We start from the raw sequence: 24,621 nt of genomic DNA on the forward strand, positions 1-24,621 counted from the left end.
ATGGATGCTTGGCCCCGCTGTCTGGAACGTCTCGAAGCCGAATTCCCGCCCGAAGATGTCCACACCTGGTTGAAACCCCTGCAAGCCGAAGATCGCGGCGACAGCATCGTGCTGTACGCCCCGAACGCCTTCATCGTCGACCAGGTTCGCGAACGGTACCTGCCGCGCATCCGCGAATTGCTGGCGTATTTCGCCGGCAACGGCGAAGTCGCGCTGGCGGTCGGTTCGCGTCCACGTGCACCCGAGCCGGCCCCCGCAGCGGCGGCGGTGCCAAGTGCGCCGCAGTCTGCACCGATGGTGCCGTTCGCCGGCAACCTGGATTCGCATTACACCTTCGCCAACTTCGTCGAAGGCCGCAGCAACCAGCTGGGTCTGGCCGCCGCGATCCAGGCGGCGCAGAAGCCCGGCGACCGTGCGCACAACCCGTTGCTGCTGTACGGCAGCACCGGTCTGGGCAAGACCCACCTGATGTTCGCGGCCGGCAATGCGCTGCGTCAGGCCAATCCGGCCGCCAAGGTGATGTACCTGCGTTCGGAACAGTTCTTCAGCGCGATGATCCGGGCGCTGCAGGACAAGGCGATGGACCAGTTCAAGCGCCAGTTCCAGCAGATCGATGCGCTGCTGATCGACGACATCCAGTTCTTCGCCGGCAAGGACCGCACCCAGGAAGAGTTCTTCCACACCTTCAACGCGCTGTTCGATGGCCGCCAGCAGATCATCCTGACCTGCGACCGCTACCCGCGCGAAGTGGAAGGCCTGGAGCCGCGCCTGAAGTCGCGCCTGGCCTGGGGCCTGTCGGTGGCGATCGATCCGCCGGACTTTGAAACCCGCGCGGCCATCGTGCTGGCCAAGGCACGCGAGCGCGGCGCCGAAATTCCCGACGACGTGGCATTCCTGATCGCCAAGAAGATGCGCTCCAACGTGCGCGACCTGGAAGGCGCGCTCAACACCCTGGTGGCGCGTGCCAACTTCACCGGCCGCTCGATCACGGTGGAATTTGCCCAGGAGACGCTGCGCGATTTGCTGCGCGCCCAGCAACAGGCGATCGGCATTCCCAATATCCAGAAGACCGTGGCCGATTACTACGGCCTGCAGATGAAGGACCTGCTGTCCAAGCGGCGCACCCGCTCGCTGGCGCGCCCGCGCCAGGTGGCAATGGCGTTGGCCAAGGAGCTCACCGAGCACAGCCTGCCGGAGATCGGCGACGCGTTCGCCGGCCGCGACCACACCACCGTGCTGCATGCCTGCCGGCAGATCCGCACGTTGATGGAGGCCGACGGCAAGCTCCGCGAGGACTGGGAAAAGCTGATTCGCAAGCTCAGCGAGTAGGCCATCGGCTGCCATCGGCGCCAGGCTGGAAAAAAGCGTGGAAACGTTGGGGTCAAATGCGGGAGAATCTGTGGATAACGTTGCACCGCAGTCCGGCTGGGAAACTATCCACAGGTTTTCCGACCAGCTCAGGCGCACTAGTCCAACGCGTTTCAGATGCTGAAATGTCTTTGGAAACAAATAGTTACGGTGGTTATCCGCTGAAAACGGCCCTACCATCACCACCAAGCTTTTGATTTATTCCATATCTTTTAAAGCATAGGGGCACGGAACCACATGCGTTTTACACTGCAGCGCGAAGCCTTCCTCAAACCATTGGCACAAGTGGTCAATGTGGTCGAACGCCGTCAAACCCTGCCCGTCCTGGCCAACTTGCTGGTCCAGGTCAAGGACGGACAGGTCTCGTTGACCGGCACCGACCTGGAAGTGGAAATGATCTCGCGCACGCTGGTGGAGGACGCGCAGGACGGCGAAACCACGATTCCGGCGCGCAAGCTGTTCGACATCCTGCGCGCCCTGCCCGACGGCAGCCGCGTCACCATTTCGCAGACCGGCGACAAGGTCACCGTGCAGGCCGGGCGAAGCCGCTTCACCCTGGCGACGTTGCCGTCCAATGACTTCCCGTCCGTGGACGAGGTCGAGGCGACCGAGCGCGTCGTGGTGCCCGAAGCCGGCCTCAAGGAGCTGATCGAGCGCACCGCGTTCGCCATGGCCCAGCAGGACGTGCGCTACTACCTCAATGGCCTGTTGTTCGACCTGCGCGACGGCTTGCTGCGCTGCGTGGCCACCGACGGTCATCGTCTGGCGCTGTGCGAGATGGAGCTGGAGAAAGCCGGCGGCGCCAAGCGCCAGATCATCGTGCCGCGCAAGGGCGTGACCGAGCTGCAGCGTCTGCTGGAAGGTGTCGATCGCGAGGTCGAGCTGGAAGTGGGACGTAGCCATATCCGCGTCAAGCGCGGCGACGTGACCTTTACGTCGAAGCTGATCGACGGGCGGTTCCCGGATTACGAGGCAGTGATTCCGATCGGTGCCGATCGTGAGGTCAAGGTGGATCGTGAAGCGCTGCGCGCGTCGCTACAGCGTGCCGCCATCCTGTCCAACGAGAAGTACCGCGGCGTCCGTGTGGAAGTGTCGCCGGGTCAGCTGAAGATCAGCGCGCATAACCCCGAGCAGGAAGAGGCGCAGGAAGAGATCGAGGCCGATACCAAGGTCGACGACCTGGCTATCGGCTTCAACGTCAACTATTTGCTCGACGCGCTGTCGGCATTGCGCGATGAGCACGTGGTGATCCAGCTGCGTGATGCCAATTCGTCTGCATTGGTGCGTGAGGCCAGCAGCGAAAAGTCGCGCCATGTGGTGATGCCGTTGCGTCTCTAACGCTCCGTTCCACGTGGAACACGCTAAGCTCGGCATCTGCCGGGCTTTTTGTTTGCGCCATTCGGGGGCTTGTTGTTTCTAGCTAAGCATCGTGGCCAAGTCGTCTGTGGCGACCAAATGGGACGTGGGCCGAGCTATGGCGCCTGTGCATGATCTGAAGGGATAAGCCCTGACGTAAGCGTGGGAGCTATGCCTTCGATCCGATCGATCGACCAAACGCGCTCCACGCGCTTGCCACCGCGCTGCTGTGTTGGCTGGACATCGGCGCCAGGGTTGAGACGCGGTACACATCGAGTTTCAAAATCTACATGAGCGGCTGCGGACCCAGCTCCGACTCGGTCAAACGTCAGGACAAGATTCACCACGGCGCGTAAGTAGGACCTCTACGGACTATTACCGTCGCCACGCATCTTCGCGTTACGTCTGCAGTGTCCCGAAAATTTGGACGGGCCTGGCACCTGGCGACTCAGCGAGGTTCGAAAGTCTCAACGTGGCCGGAGCCGAGCCTGATTCATGCGCCCTGTCTTTGGCCGTCGAGCTGGCCTGGTCCGAGACACAGCGAAAGCAAGCAGAGAACAAGACGTCTCCTTTCTCATGCGCCGTCGGGTTTGAAACTACGTTCGTTCAAACTGAACAAATTCAGCTAAAGGTGAATCAACTGCTTTGCTACCGCCCCTTGCCGGCGAGACCTAGCGTTCAGCTGTTCAGCTCCCCACGATTTTTGACTTATGCACATAGCGCTTTGCTTTTAAATCTATAAATAACTTAAGAGCTTTGTGGTGATGGTAGACGCAGATTTCGCGTAAAAACACCTCAAGTAATTGTTTATGAAGGGAATTAGCGGGTCGAAACCCTGTGCTTATCGGCCTGTTTTCCGGCTTACAAGCTGTGGATAAGCAAGGATACCGCCCTCCGCCCCCTTTTTATCCACATGTTATCCCCCGCCTGTCCCGCCATTGTCGCCGGCCACGACTGCGCGCGTTTCGTGCCGATCCCGTATCCTTCGACCCGACCGGCATGCCGGATTACAGCCCAGAGCACACCGATCGATGCATGTAGTGCGGTTGTCCATTCATCGGCTTCGCCGGTTTCACACGGTCGAGCTTCATCCCTCCAGTACCTTGAATCTGCTGACCGGCGACAACGGTGCGGGGAAGACCAGCGTGCTCGAAGCGCTGCATCTGATGGCCTACGGCCGCAGCTTCCGCGGGCGCGTCCGTGACGGCTTGATCCAACAAGGCGCCAACGACCTTGAAGTTTTCGTGGAATGGAAAGAAGGCAACGGCGCTGCGGGCGAACGGACGCGTCGAGCCGGCCTGCGTCATAGCGGGCAGGAATGGACGGGACGTCTGGATGGTGAAGACGTGGCGCAGCTTGGCGCGCTTTGCGCTGCGCTGGCAGTGGTGACGTTCGAGCCCGGCAGCCACGTGCTGATCAGTGGCGGTGGCGAACCTCGCCGCCGCTTCCTGGATTGGGGCCTGTTCCACGTGGAACCCGATTTCCTCACCATGTGGCGCCGCTACGCCCGGGCGCTCAAGCAACGTAATGCGTTGCTGAAGCAGGGCGCGCAGCCACGCATGTTGGACGCCTGGGACCACGAACTCGCCGAATCCGGCGAGAGCCTGACGTCTCGGCGCACGCGCTACCTGGAACGCCTGCAGGAGCGGCTGGTTCCCGTGGCAGACGCGATCGCGCCCGCGCTGGAACTGTCTGCGCTGATGTTCGCTCCCGGCTGGAAGCGCCACGAGGTCTCGCTGGCAGACGCCCTGCTGCTTGCGCGCGAACGCGATCGCCAGAATGGCTACACCTCGCAAGGCCCGCACCGGGCAGATTGGGTGCCCAGCTTTCAGGCACTCCCTGGACGGGACGCGCTTTCCCGGGGACAGGCCAAGCTCACCGCCCTCGCCTGCCTGCTCGCACAGGCGGAGGACTTCGCCTACGAACGCGGCGAGTGGCCGGTCATCGCCCTGGATGATCTGGGCTCGGAGCTGGACCGGCACCATCAGGGGCGTGTGCTGCAGCGGCTCGCGTCCGCGCCCGCGCAGGTGCTCATCACGGCAACCGAAACCCCGCCTGGCCTTGCAGATGCCGGCGCACGATTGCAGCAGTTCCACGTGGAACACGGCCACATTACGCGACAGGCAGCGGCCCACTGAGCCGCGACGGCCGGCTCGTGCCGGCTGGTATAATTTGCTCGCTATCCCCCTTTTCCCACGGTGCGGAGCGGCTATCGCCGCCTTCGCCCGTGTTGTGGAGCCAACGGCACGCGCATGACCGACGAACAAAACACCCCGCCAACACCCAACGGCACCTACGACTCCAGCAAGATCACCGTGCTGCGTGGCCTGGAGGCCGTCCGCAAGCGCCCCGGCATGTATATCGGCGACGTCCATGACGGCACCGGTCTGCATCACATGGTGTTCGAGGTGGTCGACAACTCGGTCGACGAAGCCCTGGCCGGGCATGCGGACGACATCGTGGTGAAGATCCTGGCCGATGGCTCGGTGGCGGTCTCCGACAACGGGCGCGGCGTGCCGGTCGACATCCACAAGGAAGAAGGCGTCTCGGCGGCCGAGGTGATCCTCACCGTGCTGCACGCCGGCGGCAAGTTCGACGACAACAGCTACAAGGTCTCCGGCGGCCTGCACGGCGTGGGCGTCTCGGTGGTCAATGCATTGTCCGAGCACTTGTGGCTGGATATCTGGCGCGACGGCTTCCACTACCAGCAGGAGTACGCGCTGGGTGAGCCGCAGTACCCGCTCAAGCAGCTGGAAGCCTCGACCAAGCGCGGCACCACGCTGCGCTTCAAGCCGTCCGTGGCCATCTTCAGCGACGTCGAGTTCCATTACGACATCCTGGCGCGGCGCCTGCGCGAGCTGTCCTTCCTCAATTCCGGCGTCAAGATCACCTTGATCGACGAGCGCGGCGAAGGCCGTCGCGACGATTTCCATTACGAAGGCGGCATCCGCAGCTTCGTGGAGCATCTGGCGCAGTTGAAGTCGCCGCTGCACCCGAATGTGATCTCGGTGACCGGCGAGCACAACGGCATCATGGTGGACGTGGCCCTGCAATGGACCGACGCCTACCAGGAAACCATGTACTGCTTCACCAACAATATTCCGCAGAAGGACGGCGGCACCCACCTGGCCGGTTTCCGTGCGGCGCTGACGCGCGTGCTCAGCACCTACATCGAACAGAACGGCATCGCCAAGCAGGCCAAGGTCGCGCTGACCGGCGACGACATGCGCGAAGGCATGATCGCGGTGCTTTCGGTCAAGGTGCCCGACCCCAGCTTCTCTTCGCAGACCAAGGAAAAGCTGGTCAGCTCGGATGTGCGCCCGGCAGTGGAGAACGCCTTCGGCGCGCGCCTGCAGGAGTTCCTGCAGGAGAACCCGAACGAAGCCAAGGCCATCACCGGCAAGATCGTCGATGCCGCGCGCGCGCGCGAAGCCGCCCGCAAGGCGCGCGACCTGACCCGCCGCAAGGGTGCGCTGGACATCGCCGGCCTGCCGGGCAAGCTGGCCGACTGCCAGGAAAAGGACCCGGCGCTGTCGGAACTGTTCATCGTCGAGGGTGACTCGGCGGGCGGTTCGGCCAAGCAGGGACGCAACCGCAAGAACCAGGCCGTGCTGCCGCTGCGCGGCAAGATCCTCAATGTCGAACGCGCCCGCTTCGACCGCATGCTGGCCTCCGACCAGGTCGGCACGCTGATCACTGCGCTGGGCACCGGCATCGGCCGCGACGAGTACAACCCGGACAAGCTGCGCTACCACCGCATCATCCTGATGACCGACGCCGACGTGGACGGCTCGCACATCCGCACCCTGCTGCTGACCTTCTTCTACCGGCAGATGCCGGAGTTGATCGAGCGCGGCTACATCTACATCGGCCTGCCGCCGCTGTACAAGCTCAAGCAGGGCAAGAGCGAGCTGTATCTGAAGGACGACGCGGCGCTCAACGCCTACCTGGCCAGCAATGCGGTCGAGGGCGCGGCGCTGATTCCGGCTACCGACGAACCGCCGATCACCGGCGAAGCGCTGGAGAAATTGTTGATGCTGTTCACCAGCGCCAACGAAGCGATCGCGCGCAACGCACACCGCTACGACCCGGCCCTGCTCACCGCGCTGATCGACCTGCCGCCACTGGATGTGGAAAAACTGCAGGCAGAAGGCGACCAGCATCCGACCCTGGATGCACTGCAGGCAGTGCTCAACCGCGGCACCCTGGGTACCGCGCGCTACCAGTTGCGCTTCGACCCCGGCAGCGAGAACGCGCCTGCCACCCTGGTGGCCATCCGCCGCCACATGGGCGAAGAGTTCACCCAGGTGCTGCCGATGGGTGCGTTCGAAAGCGGCGAGCTGCGTCCGCTGCGTGAGGTCTCGCTGGCCTTGCACGACCTGGTGCGCGAAGGTGCCCAGATCGTGCGCGGCAACAAGAGCCACCCGATCACCAGCTTCGCGCAGGCCCATGCCTGGTTGCTGGACGAGGCCAAGAAGGGCCGCCAGGTGCAGCGCTTCAAGGGCCTGGGCGAAATGAATGCCGAGCAGCTGTGGGAAACCACGGTCAACCCCGATACGCGTCGCCTGTTGCAGGTGCGCATCGAGGACGCGGTGGCCGCCGACCAGATCTTCAGCACCTTGATGGGCGATGTGGTCGAGCCACGCCGCGACTTCATCGAGGACAACGCGCTGAAGGTGTCCAACCTGGATATCTGAGGCACCCGCATCGGCCGGCACGTCGCAACCGCGGCGTGGTGGCCGGTGCGGTGTTCGCAGGATTGATGATGCGCACCGATCTTCCACCGCCCCCGGCACCACGCACGGTTGCCGGCAAGCCGCCGCTGCTGCCCGTGCTCGTGGGTTTCTGGGTCGACGTGCTCATCGCCGCCGGCCTGCTGTTGACCCTCAGCGTGGCCGGCTTTGCGTTGTGGGGCGCAGTGCGTGGCTTTGGCCACGTACAGGCGGCCAAGGCGCAGGGGCTGACCCCCTCGCCCACCGAGGTCATGGCCGCCATTGGCCAACCCGGCGTGATGGTGCAGCTGCTCACCGCCTTGGTCAGCACGGCCACGCCGGCGCTGCTGTTGTACTACTGGCGCCGCCGCGCCACCGCTGCCGAACAGACCGCCTCGCGGGCTGCCGCGCGTCGCGCCTCCACCTGGGGCTGGACCGCGCTGGTCGCCGCCGCAGTGTTCCTGCTCAGCAACCTGGTCAGCGTGGCGGCTTCGGCGTTAGGCATCAAGCCGGTGCCCACCAACCTGCCGTTGATGGAAGACGCGCTCCAGCAGTGGCCGCTGGCACTGACGCTGTTTGCGGTGGTCATCGCGCCGGCTTACGAAGAACTGCTGTTTCGTCGCGTGCTGTTCGGGCGCCTGCTCGCTGCCGGCCGCCCCTGGCTGGGCATCGTGCTGAGCGGGGCGATTTTCGCGCTGGTGCACGAAGTACCCGGCATCAGCGGCAACGGCCCGGCCGCGATCGCGCAGCTGTGGCTGGTGTACGGCAGCATGGGCGCGGCGTTCGCATGGCTGTACTGGCGCACCGGTACGTTATGGGCGCCCATTGCCGCGCATGGCATCAACAACACCACGGCCCTGGCAGCGCTGTACTTTTTCGGGCTTGGCTGAGTCCACAAGCGGTCACATGCGAGAACCCAGCCGCAGCGGCGCGGCGCCTGGGCACCGAATGGATCCGCACGCTTTGGACAGCCGATCGCCCCGGCTGGGCACGCGTCATCGGCCGCACGGAACCGTTTGACGAAAAGTTAAGACGAGCCTGCCAGAATGCCCCCATGGTTCTAGGGGGATCGAATGAAAGCTAGGCTGTTGATCGTTGTTGCCGTGCTTGCACTGACGGCGTGTGCCACCACAACTTCGCCAACCGGCCGCCGACAGGTGGTGGGCGGGGTATCGCAACAGCAATTGGACCAGTTGGGCGCGCAATCCTTTGCGCAGACCAAGGCCAAGGAAAAAGTCAGCACCGATGGCAAGCAGAACGCCTACGTGCAGTGCGTGGTCAATGCGCTGGTGGCACAACTGCCGCCGCAATGGCGCGAAACTAAGTGGGAAACCGCGCTGTTCGTGGACAACGAAGCCAATGCCTTCGCCCTGCCCGGCGGCAAGGTCGGTGTCAACACGGGCATTTTCACTGTCGCCAAGACCCAGGATCAACTCGCCGCCGTGCTCGGGCATGAGATCGGCCATGTCATTTCGCGCCATCACGAAGAGCGCATCACCCGTCAGCTCGGCGCGCAGACGGGCCTGGGCATCATCGGCGCACTCGCCGGCGCTGCCTATGGCGACGGGGCGGCCAGCGCAGTCAATCAGGTCGGCGGTATGACTGCCCAGACAGTGTTCCTGCTGCCCGGCTCGCGTACCCAGGAAAGCGAAGCCGATGTGGTCGGCCAACGTCTGATGGCCCAGGCCGGCTTCGATCCGGCGCAGGCGGTGACGCTGTGGCAGAACATGATGGCCGCCAGCGGCAATCGCCAACCGCAGTGGCTGTCGACCCACCCCGACCCTGCCAACCGCATCCGCGAACTGCAGGCCGACGTTGCCCAGCTCGAACCGGTGTACCAGCAGGCCAGGCAGAGCGGGCGCGTGCCGCGTTGTGGCTAGTGCTGCTAACGACATCCGTGCGGCCGCCGTCAACCTGGACGAACACCGATTCGATGCGACGCTTGCTTGCCTCCCCTGGTGGCGTACGCGCCGCTACACCGGTCAAGGTCTGTTAGCGACGCTAAGACATCGGTTCCCTGCTTCTGATTGCCGCAACACAACATGGAAACCGTTTTCGGGAACTGAGACTTTCTGCTAAGTTTGCCGGCTCAGATTTTTCGTACAGCGCCCATTCCGCTTTTCGTACCGCCCGACGGCGGATCGTCCGAGGTGAAACATGAAACTGCTCAACCGCAAGCAAGCCCTGTTGTCCCTGTTCATCGCCGCGTCGCTGGGTGGGGCTGTCGTCACCGATGCGGTCGCGCAGTCGGACCGTTCCTCCGAACGCGCCAGCCGCAAATCCAAAAGCGGCAAGGCCGAGGAGCTGTACCCGCAGTCGACCCGCCAGGCACCGACGAGCAAGCCGTCCTCCAAGTTGAGCAGCAAGCTGCAGAAGCTGATCGAAACCTTCAACAAGGGCGAGGACTACCAAGGCGTGCGCACCCAGGCCGATGAGATCCTGGCCAACAGCGCTGCCAACGACGCCGACAAGGCGCTGGCGGCCCAGCTGGCCGCGCAGGCTGCCTACAACCTGGACGACACCGCCGCTGCCAAGAAGTACCTGCAGCAGGCCATCGGCCTGAACGCGCTGGACAACAACGGCCAGTTCCAGTCGATGCTGATGCTGGCGCAGTTGCAGATGCAGGACGACCAGCAGGCCGAGGGTCTGGCCACGCTGGACAAATATCTGGAAGAGAGCAAGTCGCAGCGTCCGGAAGACCTGATCCTCAAGGGCCAGGCGCTGTACCAGACCGAGCGCTACAAGGAAGCCATTCCGGTGTTGAAGCAGGCCATCGCTGCCTCGCCCGAGCCCAAGGACAGCTGGAACCAGCTGCTGATGGCGTCCTACGCCGAAGCTGGCCAGACCGGTGAGGCCGTTGCGGCCGCCGAGGCGCTGGCCGCCAAGACGCCCAACGACAAAAAGGCGCAGCTCAACCTGGCCAACATGTACATGCAGGCCGACCAGATGGACAAGGCCGCAGGCGTGATGGACAAGCTGCGTGCCTCCGGCCAGTTGACCGAAGAAAAGGAATACAAGCAGTTGTATTCCATCTACGCCAACACCGAGAACAAAGAAAAGGACGTCATTGCCGTCATCAATGAGGGTATGCAAAAAGGCATCCTCAAGCCCGATTATCAGACATACCTTGCCCTGGCCCAGTCGTATTACTACAGCGACGATGTCCCGAAGGCGATCGAAAACTGGCAGAAGGCCGCACCGCTTTCCAAGGATGGCGAGACCTATTTGAATCTGGCCAAGGTGCTGCATTCGGAAGGTCGCATCCCCGAGGCCAAGCAGGCCGCACAGCAGGCGATCGCCAAGGGTGTTAAAAAACCCGAAGACGCCAAGAAGATCATCAACCTGAAGTAAAAAAAGAAAATAAACCCCCGAAATCCCTGTGTTTTTAGTGGTTACAGGACTCGGGATTGGTATAAGCTTGGGAGTTCCTGCGGTGTCAAAGCCGTCCGAAAACCTGGGGATCATCACAGTGATCCGGGCCCCCACTGAAAGAGCCATTGGCGCATGACGGAACAACTCGTTATCCACAGGCATGACTACGATGCCGGGAACCAGGGTCTGAGCTGGGCCCGCATTATCGGCATTGCTTTTGTAATTGCTTTGCACCTCACTGCACTGATGATGTTGCTGATCCCTGCAGTGGCGCCGAAGGCTCCGGCAGAGAAGGAGCGCACCACCATGGTCACCTTGGTGGATGCACCGCCTCCTCCCCCGCCGCCGCCGCCGCCGCCGCCGCCGGAAGACAAGCCGCCGCCGCCGGTCAAGAATCTGTCGCCGCCGAAGCCGTCACCGGTTCCGCCGCCGCCGGAAGCTCCGGTGGTCGACGTTCCCGAACCGCGTCCGAGCGATATCGTCACGCCGCCGAGCCCGCCGAGCCCGCCGGCTCCGCCGAGTGACATTGGCGCCAGCGTCGATATCTCGTCCAAGAACATGAACCCGCCGAAGTACCCGCCGGCTGCATTCCGTGCCGGTGTCCAAGGTGAGGTCATCCTGATCGTGGATGTGGATGCTAGCGGCAACGTGACCAACGTGTCGGTCGAAAAGTCCAGCCGCAACCGCGACCTTGACCGTGCCGCGATGGACGCAGCACGCAAGTGGAAGTTCAACGCCTCCACCGTCAACGGGCAGAAAGCCGCCGGACGTGTCCGCGTCCCGGTCAACTTTGCTCTGAACTGATCCCACGGGCCGGCTACGGTCGGCCCAGGATCCTGTCTTCCTTTCGCTCCACCCTTCATCACCACACACAACAAAGGTAAGCGTCATGCTGCAGGAATTCTTTATCGCCGCCGCTGCAGGGGGCTCCAATCCGTCGGCCGCTCTGTCGCAGATGGGCTTCGAGCACTTGATCACCGAAATGACCTCCAGCCCCGGCGACTTCGCCGTGTCCTGGGTCGTGTTGATCACCCTGATCGCCATGTCCGCTGCCTCCTGGTACTGGACTGTCATCAACATCTTCCGTGCCACCCGCCTGAAGAGCGCGGCTGACCGCGTCACCACCGCGTTCTGGGATGCCCCGAATGCACAGGACGCCATCCGCGCCATGGAAGAACAGCCGGCTTCCGAGCCGTTCTCGAAGATCGCGCTGGACGCGGCCCAGGCTGCTGCGCACCACCAGCGTGCCGAAGGCAGCACCGGTGGCCTGGGCGAGAGCCTGAGCCGTTCGGAGTTCGTCGACCGCGCCCTGCGTCAGGCCGTGACCCGCGAAAGCACCAAGCTGCAGTCGGGCATGACCCTGCTAGCCACCGTCGGTGCGACCGCGCCGTTCGTCGGTCTGCTCGGTACCGTGTGGGGCATCTACGGTGCGCTGATCAAGATCGGTGCGACCGGTTCGGCCTCCATCGACGCCGTTGCCGGTCCGGTGGGTGAAGCGCTGATCATGACCGCGATCGGCCTGTTCGTCGCAATCCCGGCCGTGTTCGCGTTCAACTTCTTCTCCAAGGTCAACAGCTCGGTGATCGCCAAGTTCGACACCTTTGCCCACGACCTGCACGACTTCTTCGCCACCGGTTCGCGCGTTCGCTAATCCGGTCGTCAAGAACGCCTTCGCAACGATTTAGACGGAGCCCGTTATGGCCTTCAGTAGTGGAAACAGCGGTGGCCCGATGGCCGACATCAACGTGACGCCCCTCGTGGACGTCATGCTGGTGCTGCTGATCATCTTCATCATTACGGCACCGCTGATGTCCCATAAGGTCAAGGTGGAGCTGCCAGAGGCCAACTTGATCCAGAAGGAAGATGCGGAGAAACGCGCCGCGCCGATCACTCTGGCCGTCAAGGAAGATGGGTCGCTGTACTGGAACGACGAGCCGATTTCCAAGGAAGCCCTGGAGTCGCGCCTGTCCACCGCTGCACAGCAGACACCGCAGCCGCCGCTCAACCTGCGTGGCGACCGCACGACCAAGATGCGTACGATCAACGAGATCACCAAGATCGCGCAAGGTCAGGGCATGCTGGACGTCGGTTTCGTTGCAACCAAAGTGAAGGGGCAGTAAGCCATGGCATTTAGTACTGGTGGAAGCCGTGGGCCGATGGCCGACATCAACGTCACGCCCCTCGTGGACGTGATGCTGGTGCTGCTGATCATCTTCATCGTCACCGCGCCGATCATGACCTACCCGATCGCCGTGGATCTGCCGCAGCGGGTGCTCAACCCGCCACCGCAGACGACCGAACCGCCGCCGCCGATCGAGTTGCGTATCGACGCCAGCAACCAGGTGTTCTGGAACAACAGCCCGACTCCGGTCGATGTGTTGCAACAGAAGATGGAAGAAGTGGTGCAGGCCGATCCGACCAATCAGCCGGAACTGCGCATCGATGCAAATCCGGATGCGGAGTACGAGGTGATGGCCAAGGTGCTGGCCGCTGCGAAGAACTCGCAGATGAAGAAAATCGGCTTCATGCAGCAGTAAACGTATCTGCAAGACCGCAACACAACAGTCATGACGCGACTGCAACGCCACCGGAAACGGTGGCGTTTTTTTATGTGTGCTTCGACCCAAGCGCGTTAATGGCAGCGCTTGTAGACCCTTCAGCGTCAAGCACCCATTGCCGAGCCGATGCCGTGCCGCCAGCGCGCCCGTACCCGCGTCGAGTTGCCGGTGCAGGTCGCAGGTGTGTGCTCGGCCGTGCAGCACCCACGATCACAGCACGGGAGGCAGTCATGGCTTTCAGTACGACAGGGGATCGGGGACCGCTGGCGGAGATCAATGTCACGCCGCTGGTGGATGTCATGTTGGTGTTGTTGATTATCTTCATCGTCACCGCACCGATGGTGACGCGGACAATCGCGGTGGATCTGCCGCAGCACATTTCGCAAGTGACCACACGGCCGGAGCCGCCTGCACCAATCGCCTTGCGTGTGGATGCCGACGCACAGCTGTTCTGGAACGCCAACCCGGTGACCTTGCAGCAACTCCAGTCCAGGTTGATCGAGCAGATGCAGGCAACTGCAGGACATCAGCCGGAACTGCGCATCGCCGCCAGTGTGGACGCCGAGTATGCCGTGATGGCCAGCGTGCTGGCGGCAGCGAAGAACGCGTAAGTGCAGCGCATCGCCTTTGTGCAGTAGTGTTTCTGCAAGCGCGTATTGCGCTTGGCCACGTGCAGTGCATGCAACAACGCACGATGCGGTCGCCCAGGCGCCGCATCGCGGCTTCGGACGCGACAGGTATGGGGAGTTAATCGAGGTTGTTTCTCACCGGCAGCAGCTGGCCGTCGCTAACCAGGCGCTCGTCGTGATGTTCCTGCGTAGCATCCACCACGCGAACGTGGTTGTCGCCAACCCGGGCATCGATCATCGATGCCGACGTTAGCGCATGGACTCAAGCGCTAACGTGGCTGCCACGCAGGATGTCGACGTACGCGCGCACGCTTGCATCCAATCCCTGGTACAAGGCCTCGCTGATCAAGGCGTGGCCGATGGATACTTCCAGCACCCCCGGCACAGCGGCGAGAAAATCGCCCAGGTTGGCTTGCGACAAATCGTGCCCGGCATTGATGCCCAGGCCTGCGGCACTGGCGCGCTGCGCGGCATCGGCGAACAGCGCCAACGTGGCATCGGCCTGGCCGCTGGCGTGCGCGTGCGCATAGGGGCCGGTGTACAACTCGATACGGTCCGCACCGAGCGCGGCTGCGCGGGCGATGTCCGGGTTACCCGCATCGACGAACAGGCTGACCCGGCTGCCCAGCTGCTTGAACGCGGTGATCAGCTCGGCGAGCTGCGCGGTGTCCTGCGCAAAATCGAAGCCGTGATCGGAGGTCAGCTGCCCGTCGCCGTCCGGCACCAGGGTGATCTGTTGCGGGCGCGTGGCACGGCACAATTCCAGCAACCCCGGGTAGCCTGCGCGCGGCGGCGCGAAGGGGTTGCCTTCGATATTGAATTCCACCGCCTGCGCGCGCGTGAATGCACTGAGCGCCAGCACGTCGTCGGCGCGGATATGCCGCTGGTCCGGGCGCGGATGCACGGTGATGCCATGCGCGCCGGCGGCAATGCAGGCGCGTGCGGCCTGCACCACGTCCGGGTCGGTGCCGCCGCGCGAGTTGCGCAGGACTGCAATCTTGTTGACGTTGACGCTGAGCTGGGTGGTCATGCGGTGATCAGGCCTGCGGCTCGCTGTCGCGTGCGGCGGCCAGGGCGGCCGACTTGCGTGCTTCTGCCAGCTCGCGCAGGCGGCGCAGCTCGGCCGGGTCGATCATGCTGCTGGTATCGCGTTGGGTGTCGCCCATGCGCGAGGCGAACCAACCGCGCGTCCACAACAGCAGCAGCACCAACGCCACCAGCAGCGAGACCACCAGCAACCACACGTGCGGCGTGCTGAAAGCCAGCACCAGCGCACCCAGTGCCATAAGCAGAAACAGCCAGTGCATGACGCGCTCCCCCGTTGAGTGGCGGCAGTGTAGCGCCGCGCCCGGCGCGGTTCCACGTGGGCGCCTCACCGTTGGTCAGAGCAGCGGCGACAACAGCCGGGCGAAGGCCTCCGGCAGGCGCGAGCGCCATAACGGCCGATGCCGCGCGAATTGCACTTCCTGCGCCTGCTGCAGATCGGTGCCGATCAGCCCGGCCATCTCTGCTGCCACGGCCTGGTCGCGGAACAGCATCGACAACTCGAAATTCAGCCGGAAGCTGCGGCTGTCGAAATTGGCGCTGCCGACGATGCAGACATCGTCGTCGGCCAGCAGCGCCTTGGTGTGCAGCATGCGCGGGCCGTACTCGTAGATGCGGACACCGGCTTCCAGCAACTCGTCGAAATACGAGCGTGCCGCGTAGGTGACCAGGCGCGAATCGCTGACCCGCGGCACCAGCAGGCGCACGTCCAGCCCGCCGAGCGCGGCCGAGGTCAGCGCCATGCGCGCTGCTTCGCCGGGCACGAAGTACGGAGTGACCAGCCACACGCGGTGCTTGGCTTCATGGATGGCGGCGACCATCAGGCGGTGGATCGCTTCCCACGACGAATCCGGGCCGGACACCAGCACCTGCGCATCCACCGTGCCTTGCGCGCGGGTGGGCACATCGTCCGGCCACAGCTGCTGGCCGTGGAAGGCCGCGCGGCCCTGGCCGGTGGCATAGAGCCAGTCCTCCAGGAACACCAGCTGCAGACTGCGCACCACATGGCCTTGCAGGCGCACGTGCAGATCGCGATACGCCTGCTTGCGCACCTGCTCGTTCTCGTCGTCGGTGACGTTGATGCCGCCGGTGAAACCCACGCGGCCATCGATGACGATCACCTTGCGGTGGGTGCGCAGGTTCAACCACGGCCGCTTGAATGGCTTGAGCAATTGCGAGGGATGGAACCAGGCGGTTTCCACCCCGGCCTCGCGCAGCGTGCGCAGGGCGCGTCGGGTCATTGCCGATGAGCCGATCGCATCCATCAGCAGCCGCACCTTGACTCCGGCACGGGCACGTTCCATCAGCGCAGCGCAGATCGCGGTACCGCTGTGGTCGGGCTGGAAGATGTAGTACTCCAGATGGATATGGTCGCGTGCGCCCCGGATCGCTTCGATGATGGCGGCATACGTGGCAGCGCCATCCACCAGCCAGTGCACTTCGGTGGCGCTGCTGGGCGCCAGCCCGGTGGTGGACTGGGCGATCTTGGCCAGCTCGGTACAGTCGGCATCCGGCGGGCAGACGCTGCTGTAGCTCTCCATGCCCGAGCGCGAGCGCCCGCGCCGCAGCCGCTGCCGTTTGACCTTTTGCGGGCCCAGCCAGTAGTAGATCAGCAGCCCCAGGTACGGCAGCGCCGCCAGCGACAACACCCAGCTCAGCGTGGCCACCGGTTCGCGCTTCTGCAGCACGATCCAGCCGGCGATCCACAGCAGATACAGCACATAGGCGGCCAGGAGGAGCGCTTCGAGGTGGGGAATGGTGGCCAGCCACTCCCACGCGCCCTGTGCAAGTGCGAGCATGCGCGGATTCTACGGGGCGCATGCGGTGTTGCGATGATCACTGCCCGCGTGAGCGAAGTGGCGATGGCGGCGGCGTTACGCAAACGCTGCCGATACCGGCCTGCACGCGCCGGTGCCCTCGAGCCGGCAAGACCTGCCCGCTCTGCAGGCGTCGGTCGCGTGCCCGGGCGCTTCCAGCCCTGGATGGCATTCGCCAGAGCGCGCTGCAGCGCTGGCGGCCAACCTGCCGGGGAAGCGCGCTGTGTGGGCGCCGATACCACGTTGCGCGCCGTGCCCCAGGCGGCAAGCCTGGGCCGCAGCGCACGCGGTGTCTCCACGCGCCATCGGACGCTTCGCACTCACCTCAAAGTACATGACACGCTCTAGGATGAGCGCCGGAATGCAAGGCTGTCGCGCGAAGGCTGATGGATGTCCAGGACAACCCGCCTGTTTGAACTGCTTGGCCTGCTGCGCGCGCACAGACGGCCGGTGTCGGCAGCTGCGCTGGCGTCCGAGTTGGGGGTATCGCAGCGAAGCGTCTACCGGGATATCGACACCTTGCGCGCGCTCGGTGCGCCGTTGGAGGGCCAAGCCGGCGTTGGCTATTACCTGAAGCCGGGATTCTTCCTGCCATCGCTGGCGTTTTCGCAGGAGGAACTGGATGCGGTCATGCTGGGCCTGGATTGGGTCAAACAACGCGCCGATCCTGCCTTGGCCAGATGTGGTGAAAGCGCCCTGGCGAAGATCTTGTCTGCCAGAAGGCACGGCGATGGCGTCGGCACAGACATGGCGCCAGCGGCGATTCTGACCGCCGCTTCCACATCCGAGTCGGTCGATCATCCGCAGACCGCCGTGTTGCGCGAGGCCATTCGGCGGCAATGCAAACTGGCGATCGGCTATGTCGATGCGCACGACACGCCCTCCGAGCGCATCGTCTGGCCGATCGCCCTGGTGTATTTCGACGACGTACGCGTCCTGGCGGCCTGGTGCGAGCGCCGCTGCGCGTTCCGGCATTTTCGTGTCGATCGGTTGCAGGTGCAGGCACTGCTGCAAACGCGTTACCCGCAGTCGCGCCAGGCGTTGGTGAAGCAATGGCGAGAGCAGGACCGCGACTGGCGTTCGCTACTGACAGTTTCTGACAGGCCGCAACGCTAGCGTGTGTTGGCCGCTTCCACTGCGAGGAAGCCAGACCAAGGAGACTGACATGGTTGCGTTTTTACCCGATGCGCTCGGTGCGTTCCTGGATGACGAGGACACCTCGGCAATCGTCATGTTGAACCTGATTCGCTTCCAGGCCGATGGTGGCCGCGAGCGCTATCACCAGTATCTGCGGTTGGCCACACCCATCCTGGCCCGGTTCGGCGCGCACATTGTCTTCAGTGGCGATGGCCTGCCGGTGCTGACCGCGGGCCAGGCACAGCCGTGGGATGCGGTCACGCTGGTGCAGTATCCGGGTCGATCCGCCTTCAAGCAGATGATTGCCGATGCGGAGTATCAGCACGCCTTCGAGGTGGGACGTTCGGCAATTGCCGAGATCGTGCTGCAACCCTTCCACGGCATCACGCTGTAGCCCTCTGCTGGACGCGTTGCAGCGCGTTTGCCGGCGCTGGCGCATTGGTCCTGCTGCCGAACGCGTTGCCTGCGCGTCGGGGCCAGGGCCACTGCAGGCAGCGCGGACCCGGCAGGATCAAAACAAGTCCAGCTGCGGCGTGTCCGGTCTGGGTGGACGGAACTGCGTGGTATCGAGCCTGGGCAGCCGCCCGAATCCAAGGCGCCGATACGCGATGGAAAACCGCTGCGCGATCAGTTCTGCAAACGGGCCTTCGCCGACCATGCGCTTGCCGAAGCGGCTGTCGTAGTCCTTGCCGCCGCGCATCTGCTGGATCAGGCTCATGACATGCTTGGCACGATCGGGATAGTGCAGCTCGAGCCACTCGCGCCATAACTGGGTGAGCTCGTGCGGCAGGCGCAGCAACACGTAGCCGGCCGAACGTGCGCCGTGGGCTGCGGCTGCGTCCAGGATGCGCTCCAGTTCCTTGTCGTTGATCATCGGGATGACCGGAGCGACCAGCACGCCCACCGGTACGCCGGCAGCGTGCAGCGCCTGCATCGCGCGCAGTCGCGCGTGCGGCGCGGCGGCGCGCGGCTCCATCTTGGCCGCGAGGCGATTGTCGAGCGTGGTGACCGAGAAATACACCGACACCAGGTTGTGCTGCGCCATCTCGGCCAGCACATCGATGTCGCGTTCGATCAACGCTGCCTTGGTCACGAAGCTGACCGGGTGACGGGCCTGCGCAAGCACTTGCAGGCATTGACGGGAAATGTGCAGGCGCCGCTCGGTGGGCTGGTAGGCGTCGGTATTGATCCCCAACGCGATCGGCGAGCACTGGTAGGACGGGCGTGCGATCTCTGCGCGCAGCAGCGCTGCCGCATTCGGCTTGGCGAAGATCCGCGTTTCGAAATCCAGCCCTGGCGACAGATCCAGATACGCGTGCGAGGGCCTGGCAAAGCAGTACACGCAGCCGTGCTCACATCCCCGGTACGGGTTCACCGACTGCGAGAAGCCGATGTCGGGCGAGTTGTTGCGGCTGATGATGCTGCGCGCGATTTCCTCGGCCACCACGGTCTTGGGACGCATGGCGGCCTCGCCGTCGGCATCGAGCGCGCCCCAGCCATCGTCTATCTCGACGGCGGTGGTGACCGCGAAGCGGCCGGGCACGTAGGCGGTGGTGCCGCGCCCCTTGATGACCGTACGCGAGCTGCGGACATCGCGCTCAGCTGCCGCGCTCGTGCCGGGGAAAGAGTTCTTCTGCATGCCGTTAGTATTCTTACTAACGAAGCCTGGTGCAAGCGACGTGCACCGGTCCGAGGAACGAGCACAACCGCTACGACGCAGTGCAGGGCGCAGTCGCAGCGGGGGAATGGAGAATCGGGAAACGGGAAACGGAAACGGGAAAGCAACAGCAACAGCAACAGCAGAAAGCGCCGCCGTTGCGATTCCCCATTCCCTATTCCCGATTCCCTAATCCCCGCCGTAAAGCGCCTGCGCCGACTGAAACAGAATCCAGCTGGTGGCAATGAACTTGTCGCCGCCGACCGGGCGGTTGCCGCGGTGGGTGTGGGTGAAGGCGGTGGGAGCGATCAGCAGGCTGCCGGTGCGTGGGCGCGCCTTGCGTTGCTGGAACAGGAATTCGGTTTCGCCCTGCTCGAATTCCTCGTTGAGATACAGCGTCCACAGCAGATGCCGATGCAGCGTGTCGGCATTGGCATCGCGCGGATACAGCTCGCAATGCCAGTACGGGTAGCCGCCCTGGTCGGCGGTATACCACTGCAGATTGATCGCACCCGGGCGCAGGCAGGTGCGTGCCAGATCGCCCAGCGCCTGGTCGCTCATCTGCACGATATCCTCGGCCACCAGGCGATGCGCTGTGCCATCGGCGGTGGTGACCTGCAGCATCAGCGGTGAAATCAACGCCTGCGGATACTGCCGCAGATACGTGAGCACGCCATCGAACACGGCCTGTTGCAGGCGGTTTTCCACTTCCGCCCATTCGGCCATCCCACTGATGCGCAGGTCGCGGCTGTGTTTGAGGTCGGGAAAGACGCCGCCACCGATGCGGCCGGGATGCAGCTGCTGGCTCTGGCGCATGCGCTGCACGATGGCCACGCACTCTTCGCGCGCGATGGCGTTGTCGGTGATCTGGATGAAGTCGGGTTGGCTCATGCGCCTGACCATAGCAATCTGGCGCGCCGGCTGCAGCGTTCGACAGGCGGTGCGTGCCGGCGGGATCAGCACGCGAGGTTGTCGGGATCACCCGTGCGTGGCCAGGTGGCGCCACCGCGCACGGTGGGCAAGCGCGGTGCCGAGGCGATGTGTCCTGCCTGCTTTGCTTGTTGCTTGTTGCCCGTTGCCCGTATCGTGGGTGGAGCATGCAAGGCGCCAAAGAAAAACCCCGCCGAAGCGGGGTTTTTCGTCACGCAACGCGTGCTGCGGCGATCAGAACTTGTAGTTGATCGAAGCGGCCAGCACGTCGCCCTTCACGTCGTAGCTGCCGGCCAGACGGTCGCCGGTGGCGCTGCGGGTGTCGCTGGTCGGGTCGCTGGTGAACAGGTGGGTGTAGCCGAAGTTGTACTCGGTCTGCGCCGACGGACGCCAGCTCATGCCCAGCGAAACCCACTTGCGGCTCGCGTCCGGCACGCGCACGTCGCGGTGTTCGGCCGTGGTCGGGGTCTGGTCGTACGCCAGGCCGCCGCGCAGGGTCACCGTGTCGCTCATGCGGTAGTCGGCACCGATCGAGGCGAAGGTGGTGTCGCGGTAGGAGAAGTCCAGCACGCTGTCGGGCTGGTTGGAGGCGAAGTCCACGGTCACCTGGTCGAACTTGCTCCAGGCGGTGCGGGTGACGTCGGCCATGATCGACCACTGCTCGTTCACGTTATGCGTGAAGCTGGCGGTGGCGCTGGCCGGCAGCTTGACGGTGGCGCGGCCCTTGGTGTCGACGAAGGTACCCGGCGCGGCTACGCCCAGCACGGCGGCAGCACTGCCCGGCACGGTGAAGTCGGCGGTGCCGTCGGTGATCTTGTGTTCCACCTGCGAGCGGTAGCTGAAGCCGATGTGGGTGTTCTCGTCGATGCTGAACAAGCCGCCCAGGGTGAAGCCCACTTCGGTGCTGTCGCCCTTGATGCGCGAGTAGCCATCGGCGCTGCCCGGCGCGAAGCCCGGCACGCGGCGCGCAGCCAGCACGCTGCCGAAATCCACGGCGTTGGCCAGGTCGATATCCAGACGCTCGGCGAACACCGAGGCACCGAAGGACACGTACGGGTTCACGTCATAGGAGAACGCGACGTTGAAGTCGATCGCCTGCAGCTCGGTCTTGGTGCCGTGGTAGCGGCCGACCCAGTCGCGGTCGTATTCGGTCTTGAAGCCGAACGGCACGGTCAGCGAGGTGCCCAGGTGCATGTTGTCGTTCTCGCCGAACGGCACGTGGAAGTACATCGCCGGGACCGGCGCGATCATGCCGGCGTCGCCGCCGTTGCCGCCGGAGACCGGAGCGCCGTTGGCGTAGGCCGCGGTGTCGGGCTGGAACTTGGCCGAGAAGCTGATGGCGCTGACGTCGGCCTGGAACAGGCGACCGTCCAGCTGGCGCATGCCTGCCGGGTTGTTGGCGATGATGGAGGCATCATCCGGGGCGCTGCCCGAACCTGCGAATGCGCGGCCAAGGCCCTTGGCGCTGTTTTCCTTCAGCTGGAACGCGGCGCCGTGCGCCTGACCAACGGCCAGCACGCCAGCGATACCGACGGCCAACAGGGTGGCGCGGCTGAGAGTGGAAGCGGTAGACATAAGTTGTAGCTCTCCGGATAAGGACTGCAATGGTCGGTTCAGCGCCCGCGTCCAGCACCAATCCAGTGCACGGAGCGCGCCGGAGACCCCCCCCCGACATACGACGCCGTACGCAGTATACCCATGACGATTAACCGAACAATAACGAGGCGCGCGCTGAACGTGCCGTCAGGTTAGGGCTGGGTTCAGCAGCGTGGACCGGCTATTGTCGCCGTCCGATGTTCGTCTCTCTTCCTTCCCGCAAGAAACCCACCCCGCGCTGGGCAGTGCCGTTGCTGTTCGCCACGGTGTGGCTGGCGTATCTGTGGTCGATCAGCCGGCCGGGCGAGGCGCGCAATACGTTGTGGCTGGACTGGGGCGCGCTCTCCAGCGGGGTCTCCAATCTGGGCGACTGGTGGGCCACCTTGCGCGACGGCAGCGTGCTGCGCCTGTTCACGGCGCTGTTCCTGCACGCGGACTGGTCGCATCTGCTCGGCAACCTGGTGTTCCTGCTGATCTTCGGGCTGCCGGCCGAACGCATCCTGGGCCCGTGGCGGTTGTTGCTGCTGTTTCTGGTCGGCGGCGCGGCCTCCAACCTGGCGGCGATCTTTGCCATCGGCACGCCGGACCGGGTGATCATCGGCGCCTCGGGTGCGGTGTCGGCGTTGATCGGCACGTACCTGGCGCTGTTTCCGGGCGCCAAGCTGGGCGTGGTGCTGCCGCTGGGCGTGTTTCTGGAATTCATTCGTGTGCCGGCGCCGCTATTGATCGGCGCCTGGGCACTGCTGCAGGTGGTGTTCGCCTATATCGGCCCGGCGTTCGGCATGGTGGCGTGGTCGGCACACATCGCCGGCTTCGTGTTCGGCATCGTGTACGGCCTGTACGTGCGCGCGGCGATCGCGCGGCGGCTGCGCAAGCGCCACGGTTTCTGAGCCGCGCAGCATCCGGGCTGTAGCGGCAGGCCGCACCCCATGCGTGGCCGAGGTACCGGCACGATGCCGCGCACGTCGCTGTCCAGGCGCGCGCCTATAATCGTGTGCATGTCCAAGTCTCTGTACAAAGTCACCTTCCTCAATCACGGCAAGGTGTACGAGCTCTACGCGCGTGAGGTCACCGGCAGCCATCTGTGGGGCTTCAACCAGATCGGCGAGCTAGTGTTCGACGTGCACGACGGGCTGGTGGTGGACCCCACCGAAGAACGCCTGCGCGAGGAATTCGGCAATACCAAGACCTTGCACCTGCCGATGCAGAGCATCGTGCGGATCGAAGAAGTGGAGAAAAAAGGCCAGTCGGTGATTCGCGATGCCACCACCGGCGACAAGGTGGTCACCCCGTTCCCCTCGCCGATCAAGCCACGCTGATGCGCATTGTGGTGCCCGACGACTACCAGGGCGCCGTCGCTCAGCTGCCCTGCCTGCAGCAGATGCAGGGCCACCCGGTGCAGGTGCTGGGCGCGTTGGGCGCGGAGCTCGACGCGCGTGCCGCATCTCTGGCCGACGCCGACGCATTGGTATTGATCCGCGAACGCACGCGCGTGGATGCGGCGCTGCTGCAACGGCTGCCGCGGTTGAAACTGATCAGCCAGACCGGGCGCGTTGGCGCGCATGTGGATGTGGCGGCGTGCACCGCATCGGGTGTGGCGGTGGCCGAAGGCGTCGGCTCGCCGGTGGCGCCGGCCGAGCTGACCTGGGCGCTGATCCTGTCGGCCAGCCGTCGGCTGACCGACTACCAGCATGCATTGCAGCAGGGACGCTGGCAGGCGCTTGGCGATCCCGGCCTGGGCCGCGTGCTGCATGGGCGCACGCTGGGGATCTGGAGTTATGGGCGGATTGGCCAACGCGTGGCCAGCTTCGGGCGCGCGTTCGGCATGCAGGTGCTGGTGTGGGGCGGGCCGGCATCCTGTGCGCAGGCAGCGCGCGATGGGTTCGCGGTTGCGGGCAGCCGCGAGGAACTGTTCGAACGCAGCGACGTGCTGTCGCTGCATCGGCGCCTGACTGCGCAGACACGTCATGACATCACCGCACAGGATCTGGCGCGCATGCGCGCCGACGCGTTGCTGGTCAACACCAGTCGTGCCGAGTTGATCGCCCCTGGCGCCCTGCTCGCTGCGTTGGACGCGGGCCGGCCGGCGCAGGCCGCGCTGGATGTGTTCGAGCACGAGCCGGTGCTGGACCCGCGCGATCCGCTGCTGCGGCATGCGCGCGTGCTGGCGACACCGCATCTGGGGTACGTGGAGCGCGACAGCTACGCGCTGTATTTCGCCGCGGCGTTCGACAACGTGCTGGCGTTCGCGGCGGGCACACCGCGCAACCTGGTCAATCCTGAGGTGTTGGCCACAACGCAGCGGGTGTGATTCCCCGCTGGGTGAGCGCGGCCTGGAAGCAGCCGACCAGCCGCGCGCGCTGCTGCCAGGTGAGCGGCGATTGATGTTGGGTGCCGCATGCACCGCTCCCACACCAATCCTCTGCGAGACGACCCAACCCGCCG

At 64.5% G+C, this 24,621-nt stretch carries 23 protein-coding genes; 17 read left to right on the forward strand and 6 right to left on the reverse strand.

Going from position 1 to position 24,621, the window contains the following annotated elements; translation table 11 throughout:
• The 12 genes from dnaA to ACDH77_RS00060 all read left to right on the forward strand — a co-directional run bounded on the left by dnaA (position 1) and on the right by ACDH77_RS00060 (position 13,977).
• Positions 1-1,329: a chromosomal replication initiator protein DnaA gene (gene dnaA / locus ACDH77_RS00005; RefSeq protein ID WP_136733101.1), complete on the forward strand. Its 1,329-nt coding sequence runs from the start codon at positions 1-3 to the stop codon at positions 1,327-1,329.
• A 276-nt stretch (positions 1,330-1,605) separates the two neighbouring features.
• On the forward strand, positions 1,606-2,706 hold the full coding sequence (gene dnaN, locus ACDH77_RS00010; RefSeq protein ID WP_372353649.1) for a DNA polymerase III subunit beta: 1,101 nt from the start codon (positions 1,606-1,608) through the stop codon (positions 2,704-2,706).
• Between the two features lie 1,049 nt (positions 2,707-3,755).
• Positions 3,756-4,862 (forward strand): DNA replication/repair protein RecF, encoded by a 1,107-nt coding sequence (gene recF, locus ACDH77_RS00015; protein WP_372353650.1) that lies wholly within the window; start codon positions 3,756-3,758, stop codon positions 4,860-4,862.
• Between the two features lie 114 nt (positions 4,863-4,976).
• Positions 4,977-7,421, forward strand: a complete 2,445-nt coding sequence (gene gyrB, locus ACDH77_RS00020) for a DNA topoisomerase (ATP-hydrolyzing) subunit B (protein ID WP_029818088.1) — start codon at positions 4,977-4,979, stop codon at positions 7,419-7,421.
• Positions 7,422-7,489: 68 nt separating this feature from the next.
• Positions 7,490-8,326 carry a CPBP family intramembrane glutamic endopeptidase gene (locus tag ACDH77_RS00025; RefSeq protein WP_031420453.1) on the forward strand — a complete coding sequence of 279 codons (837 nt, stop codon included), beginning with the start codon at positions 7,490-7,492 and terminating at the stop codon, positions 8,324-8,326.
• 183 nt (positions 8,327-8,509) lie between these two features.
• The gene (locus ACDH77_RS00030) at positions 8,510-9,316 is read left to right on the forward strand and encodes a M48 family metallopeptidase (RefSeq protein ID WP_071117765.1); all 807 of its coding nucleotides are present in this window, start codon (positions 8,510-8,512) and stop codon (positions 9,314-9,316) included.
• Between the two features lie 277 nt (positions 9,317-9,593).
• Positions 9,594-10,787: a tetratricopeptide repeat protein gene (locus tag ACDH77_RS00035; RefSeq protein ID WP_372353651.1), complete on the forward strand. Its 1,194-nt coding sequence runs from the start codon at positions 9,594-9,596 to the stop codon at positions 10,785-10,787.
• Positions 10,788-10,940: 153 nt separating this feature from the next.
• Positions 10,941-11,612: an energy transducer TonB gene (locus ACDH77_RS00040; protein ID WP_005912443.1), complete on the forward strand. Its 672-nt coding sequence runs from the start codon at positions 10,941-10,943 to the stop codon at positions 11,610-11,612.
• Between the two features lie 85 nt (positions 11,613-11,697).
• Positions 11,698-12,459: a TonB-system energizer ExbB gene (gene exbB / locus ACDH77_RS00045; protein WP_005912445.1), complete on the forward strand. Its 762-nt coding sequence runs from the start codon at positions 11,698-11,700 to the stop codon at positions 12,457-12,459.
• Positions 12,460-12,505: 46 nt separating this feature from the next.
• Complete coding sequence (locus ACDH77_RS00050; protein WP_005912447.1) at positions 12,506-12,928, forward strand: ExbD/TolR family protein; 423 nt, start codon at positions 12,506-12,508, stop codon at positions 12,926-12,928.
• A 3-nt stretch (positions 12,929-12,931) separates the two neighbouring features.
• On the forward strand, positions 12,932-13,345 hold the full coding sequence (locus tag ACDH77_RS00055; protein ID WP_005912449.1) for an ExbD/TolR family protein: 414 nt from the start codon (positions 12,932-12,934) through the stop codon (positions 13,343-13,345).
• A 251-nt stretch (positions 13,346-13,596) separates the two neighbouring features.
• Entirely contained in the window at positions 13,597-13,977 is a 381-nt protein-coding gene (locus ACDH77_RS00060) for a biopolymer transporter ExbD (RefSeq protein WP_029818092.1), read from the forward strand.
• Positions 13,978-14,257: 280 nt separating this feature from the next.
• On the opposite strand, the gene ACDH77_RS00065 is transcribed toward ACDH77_RS00060, so the two are convergent.
• The 3 genes from ACDH77_RS00065 to cls form a co-directional block, all read right to left on the reverse strand.
• Entirely contained in the window at positions 14,258-15,025 is a 768-nt protein-coding gene (locus tag ACDH77_RS00065; RefSeq protein WP_218507381.1) for a pyridoxine 5'-phosphate synthase, read from the reverse strand.
• A gap of 7 nt (positions 15,026-15,032) precedes the next feature.
• Complete coding sequence (locus ACDH77_RS00070) at positions 15,033-15,302, reverse strand: hypothetical protein (protein ID WP_008572960.1); 270 nt, start codon at positions 15,300-15,302, stop codon at positions 15,033-15,035.
• A 75-nt stretch (positions 15,303-15,377) separates the two neighbouring features.
• Complete coding sequence (gene cls, locus ACDH77_RS00075; RefSeq protein WP_011345777.1) at positions 15,378-16,838, reverse strand: cardiolipin synthase; 1,461 nt, start codon at positions 16,836-16,838, stop codon at positions 15,378-15,380.
• A gap of 408 nt (positions 16,839-17,246) precedes the next feature.
• Between cls and ACDH77_RS00080 the strand changes: the two genes are divergently transcribed.
• On the forward strand, positions 17,247-17,972 hold the full coding sequence (locus tag ACDH77_RS00080) for a helix-turn-helix transcriptional regulator (protein WP_029818094.1): 726 nt from the start codon (positions 17,247-17,249) through the stop codon (positions 17,970-17,972).
• A gap of 49 nt (positions 17,973-18,021) precedes the next feature.
• A complete protein-coding gene (locus ACDH77_RS00085; RefSeq protein ID WP_003482184.1) occupies positions 18,022-18,387 on the forward strand; it encodes a DUF1330 domain-containing protein in 366 nt (121 codons plus the stop codon).
• Positions 18,388-18,504: 117 nt separating this feature from the next.
• Here the strand turns inward: ACDH77_RS00085 and ACDH77_RS00090 are convergent, their stop codons facing one another.
• The 3 genes from ACDH77_RS00090 to ACDH77_RS00100 all read right to left on the reverse strand — a co-directional run bounded on the left by ACDH77_RS00090 (position 18,505) and on the right by ACDH77_RS00100 (position 22,155).
• On the reverse strand, positions 18,505-19,632 hold the full coding sequence (locus ACDH77_RS00090) for a PA0069 family radical SAM protein (RefSeq protein ID WP_031420462.1): 1,128 nt from the start codon (positions 19,630-19,632) through the stop codon (positions 18,505-18,507).
• Between the two features lie 207 nt (positions 19,633-19,839).
• Positions 19,840-20,541, reverse strand: coding sequence for a 2OG-Fe(II) oxygenase (locus tag ACDH77_RS00095; RefSeq protein ID WP_031420463.1), 702 nt, complete (start codon positions 20,539-20,541; stop codon positions 19,840-19,842).
• Positions 20,542-20,814: 273 nt separating this feature from the next.
• On the reverse strand, positions 20,815-22,155 hold the full coding sequence (locus ACDH77_RS00100) for an outer membrane protein transport protein (RefSeq protein ID WP_011345782.1): 1,341 nt from the start codon (positions 22,153-22,155) through the stop codon (positions 20,815-20,817).
• Between the two features lie 218 nt (positions 22,156-22,373).
• Here ACDH77_RS00100 and ACDH77_RS00105 point away from each other — a divergent pair, with 218 nt between their 5' ends.
• From ACDH77_RS00105 to ACDH77_RS00115, 3 genes are all read left to right on the forward strand, one after another.
• Positions 22,374-23,066 (forward strand): rhomboid family intramembrane serine protease, encoded by a 693-nt coding sequence (locus ACDH77_RS00105; protein ID WP_003482177.1) that lies wholly within the window; start codon positions 22,374-22,376, stop codon positions 23,064-23,066.
• A gap of 108 nt (positions 23,067-23,174) precedes the next feature.
• Positions 23,175-23,495, forward strand: a complete 321-nt coding sequence (locus ACDH77_RS00110) for a DUF1820 family protein (RefSeq protein ID WP_008572943.1) — start codon at positions 23,175-23,177, stop codon at positions 23,493-23,495.
• Positions 23,495-24,487, forward strand: coding sequence for a D-2-hydroxyacid dehydrogenase family protein (locus ACDH77_RS00115; protein WP_011345784.1), 993 nt, complete (start codon positions 23,495-23,497; stop codon positions 24,485-24,487). Before ACDH77_RS00110 ends, ACDH77_RS00115 begins: the two co-directional genes overlap by 1 nt.
• Positions 24,488-24,621 lie beyond the last annotated feature (134 nt).

This window comes from Xanthomonas axonopodis pv. maculifoliigardeniae (assembly GCF_041519315.1).
GTDB lineage: Bacteria > Pseudomonadota > Gammaproteobacteria > Xanthomonadales > Xanthomonadaceae > Xanthomonas > Xanthomonas euvesicatoria.

Bases quoted from the DNA above. Each gene is read 5' to 3' on its own strand.
- ACDH77_RS00040 (WP_005912443.1), top strand. From the start codon at position 10,941: ATGACGGAACAACTCGTTATCCACAGGCATGACTACGATGCCGGGAAC.
- ACDH77_RS00095 (WP_031420463.1), bottom strand. From the start codon at position 20,541: ATGAGCCAACCCGACTTCATCCAGATCACCGACAACGCCATCGCGCGC.
- recF (WP_372353650.1), top strand. From the start codon at position 3,756: ATGCATGTAGTGCGGTTGTCCATTCATCGGCTTCGCCGGTTTCACACG.
- ACDH77_RS00070 (WP_008572960.1), bottom strand. From the start codon at position 15,302: ATGCACTGGCTGTTTCTGCTTATGGCACTGGGTGCGCTGGTGCTGGCT.
- ACDH77_RS00105 (WP_003482177.1), top strand. From the start codon at position 22,374: ATGTTCGTCTCTCTTCCTTCCCGCAAGAAACCCACCCCGCGCTGGGCA.
- dnaA (WP_136733101.1), top strand. From the start codon at position 1: ATGGATGCTTGGCCCCGCTGTCTGGAACGTCTCGAAGCCGAATTCCCG.
- dnaN (WP_372353649.1), top strand. From the start codon at position 1,606: ATGCGTTTTACACTGCAGCGCGAAGCCTTCCTCAAACCATTGGCACAA.
- ACDH77_RS00055 (WP_005912449.1), top strand. From the start codon at position 12,932: ATGGCATTTAGTACTGGTGGAAGCCGTGGGCCGATGGCCGACATCAAC.
- ACDH77_RS00030 (WP_071117765.1), top strand. From the start codon at position 8,510: ATGAAAGCTAGGCTGTTGATCGTTGTTGCCGTGCTTGCACTGACGGCG.
- ACDH77_RS00090 (WP_031420462.1), bottom strand. From the start codon at position 19,632: ATGCAGAAGAACTCTTTCCCCGGCACGAGCGCGGCAGCTGAGCGCGAT.
- gyrB (WP_029818088.1), top strand. From the start codon at position 4,977: ATGACCGACGAACAAAACACCCCGCCAACACCCAACGGCACCTACGAC.
- ACDH77_RS00035 (WP_372353651.1), top strand. From the start codon at position 9,594: ATGAAACTGCTCAACCGCAAGCAAGCCCTGTTGTCCCTGTTCATCGCC.
- ACDH77_RS00080 (WP_029818094.1), top strand. From the start codon at position 17,247: ATGTCCAGGACAACCCGCCTGTTTGAACTGCTTGGCCTGCTGCGCGCG.
- ACDH77_RS00065 (WP_218507381.1), bottom strand. From the start codon at position 15,025: ATGACCACCCAGCTCAGCGTCAACGTCAACAAGATTGCAGTCCTGCGC.
- ACDH77_RS00085 (WP_003482184.1), top strand. From the start codon at position 18,022: ATGGTTGCGTTTTTACCCGATGCGCTCGGTGCGTTCCTGGATGACGAG.
- ACDH77_RS00100 (WP_011345782.1), bottom strand. From the start codon at position 22,155: ATGTCTACCGCTTCCACTCTCAGCCGCGCCACCCTGTTGGCCGTCGGT.
- ACDH77_RS00115 (WP_011345784.1), top strand. From the start codon at position 23,495: ATGCGCATTGTGGTGCCCGACGACTACCAGGGCGCCGTCGCTCAGCTG.
- ACDH77_RS00060 (WP_029818092.1), top strand. From the start codon at position 13,597: ATGGCTTTCAGTACGACAGGGGATCGGGGACCGCTGGCGGAGATCAAT.
- cls (WP_011345777.1), bottom strand. From the start codon at position 16,838: ATGCTCGCACTTGCACAGGGCGCGTGGGAGTGGCTGGCCACCATTCCC.
- ACDH77_RS00025 (WP_031420453.1), top strand. From the start codon at position 7,490: ATGCGCACCGATCTTCCACCGCCCCCGGCACCACGCACGGTTGCCGGC.
- ACDH77_RS00050 (WP_005912447.1), top strand. From the start codon at position 12,506: ATGGCCTTCAGTAGTGGAAACAGCGGTGGCCCGATGGCCGACATCAAC.
- exbB (WP_005912445.1), top strand. From the start codon at position 11,698: ATGCTGCAGGAATTCTTTATCGCCGCCGCTGCAGGGGGCTCCAATCCG.
- ACDH77_RS00110 (WP_008572943.1), top strand. From the start codon at position 23,175: ATGTCCAAGTCTCTGTACAAAGTCACCTTCCTCAATCACGGCAAGGTG.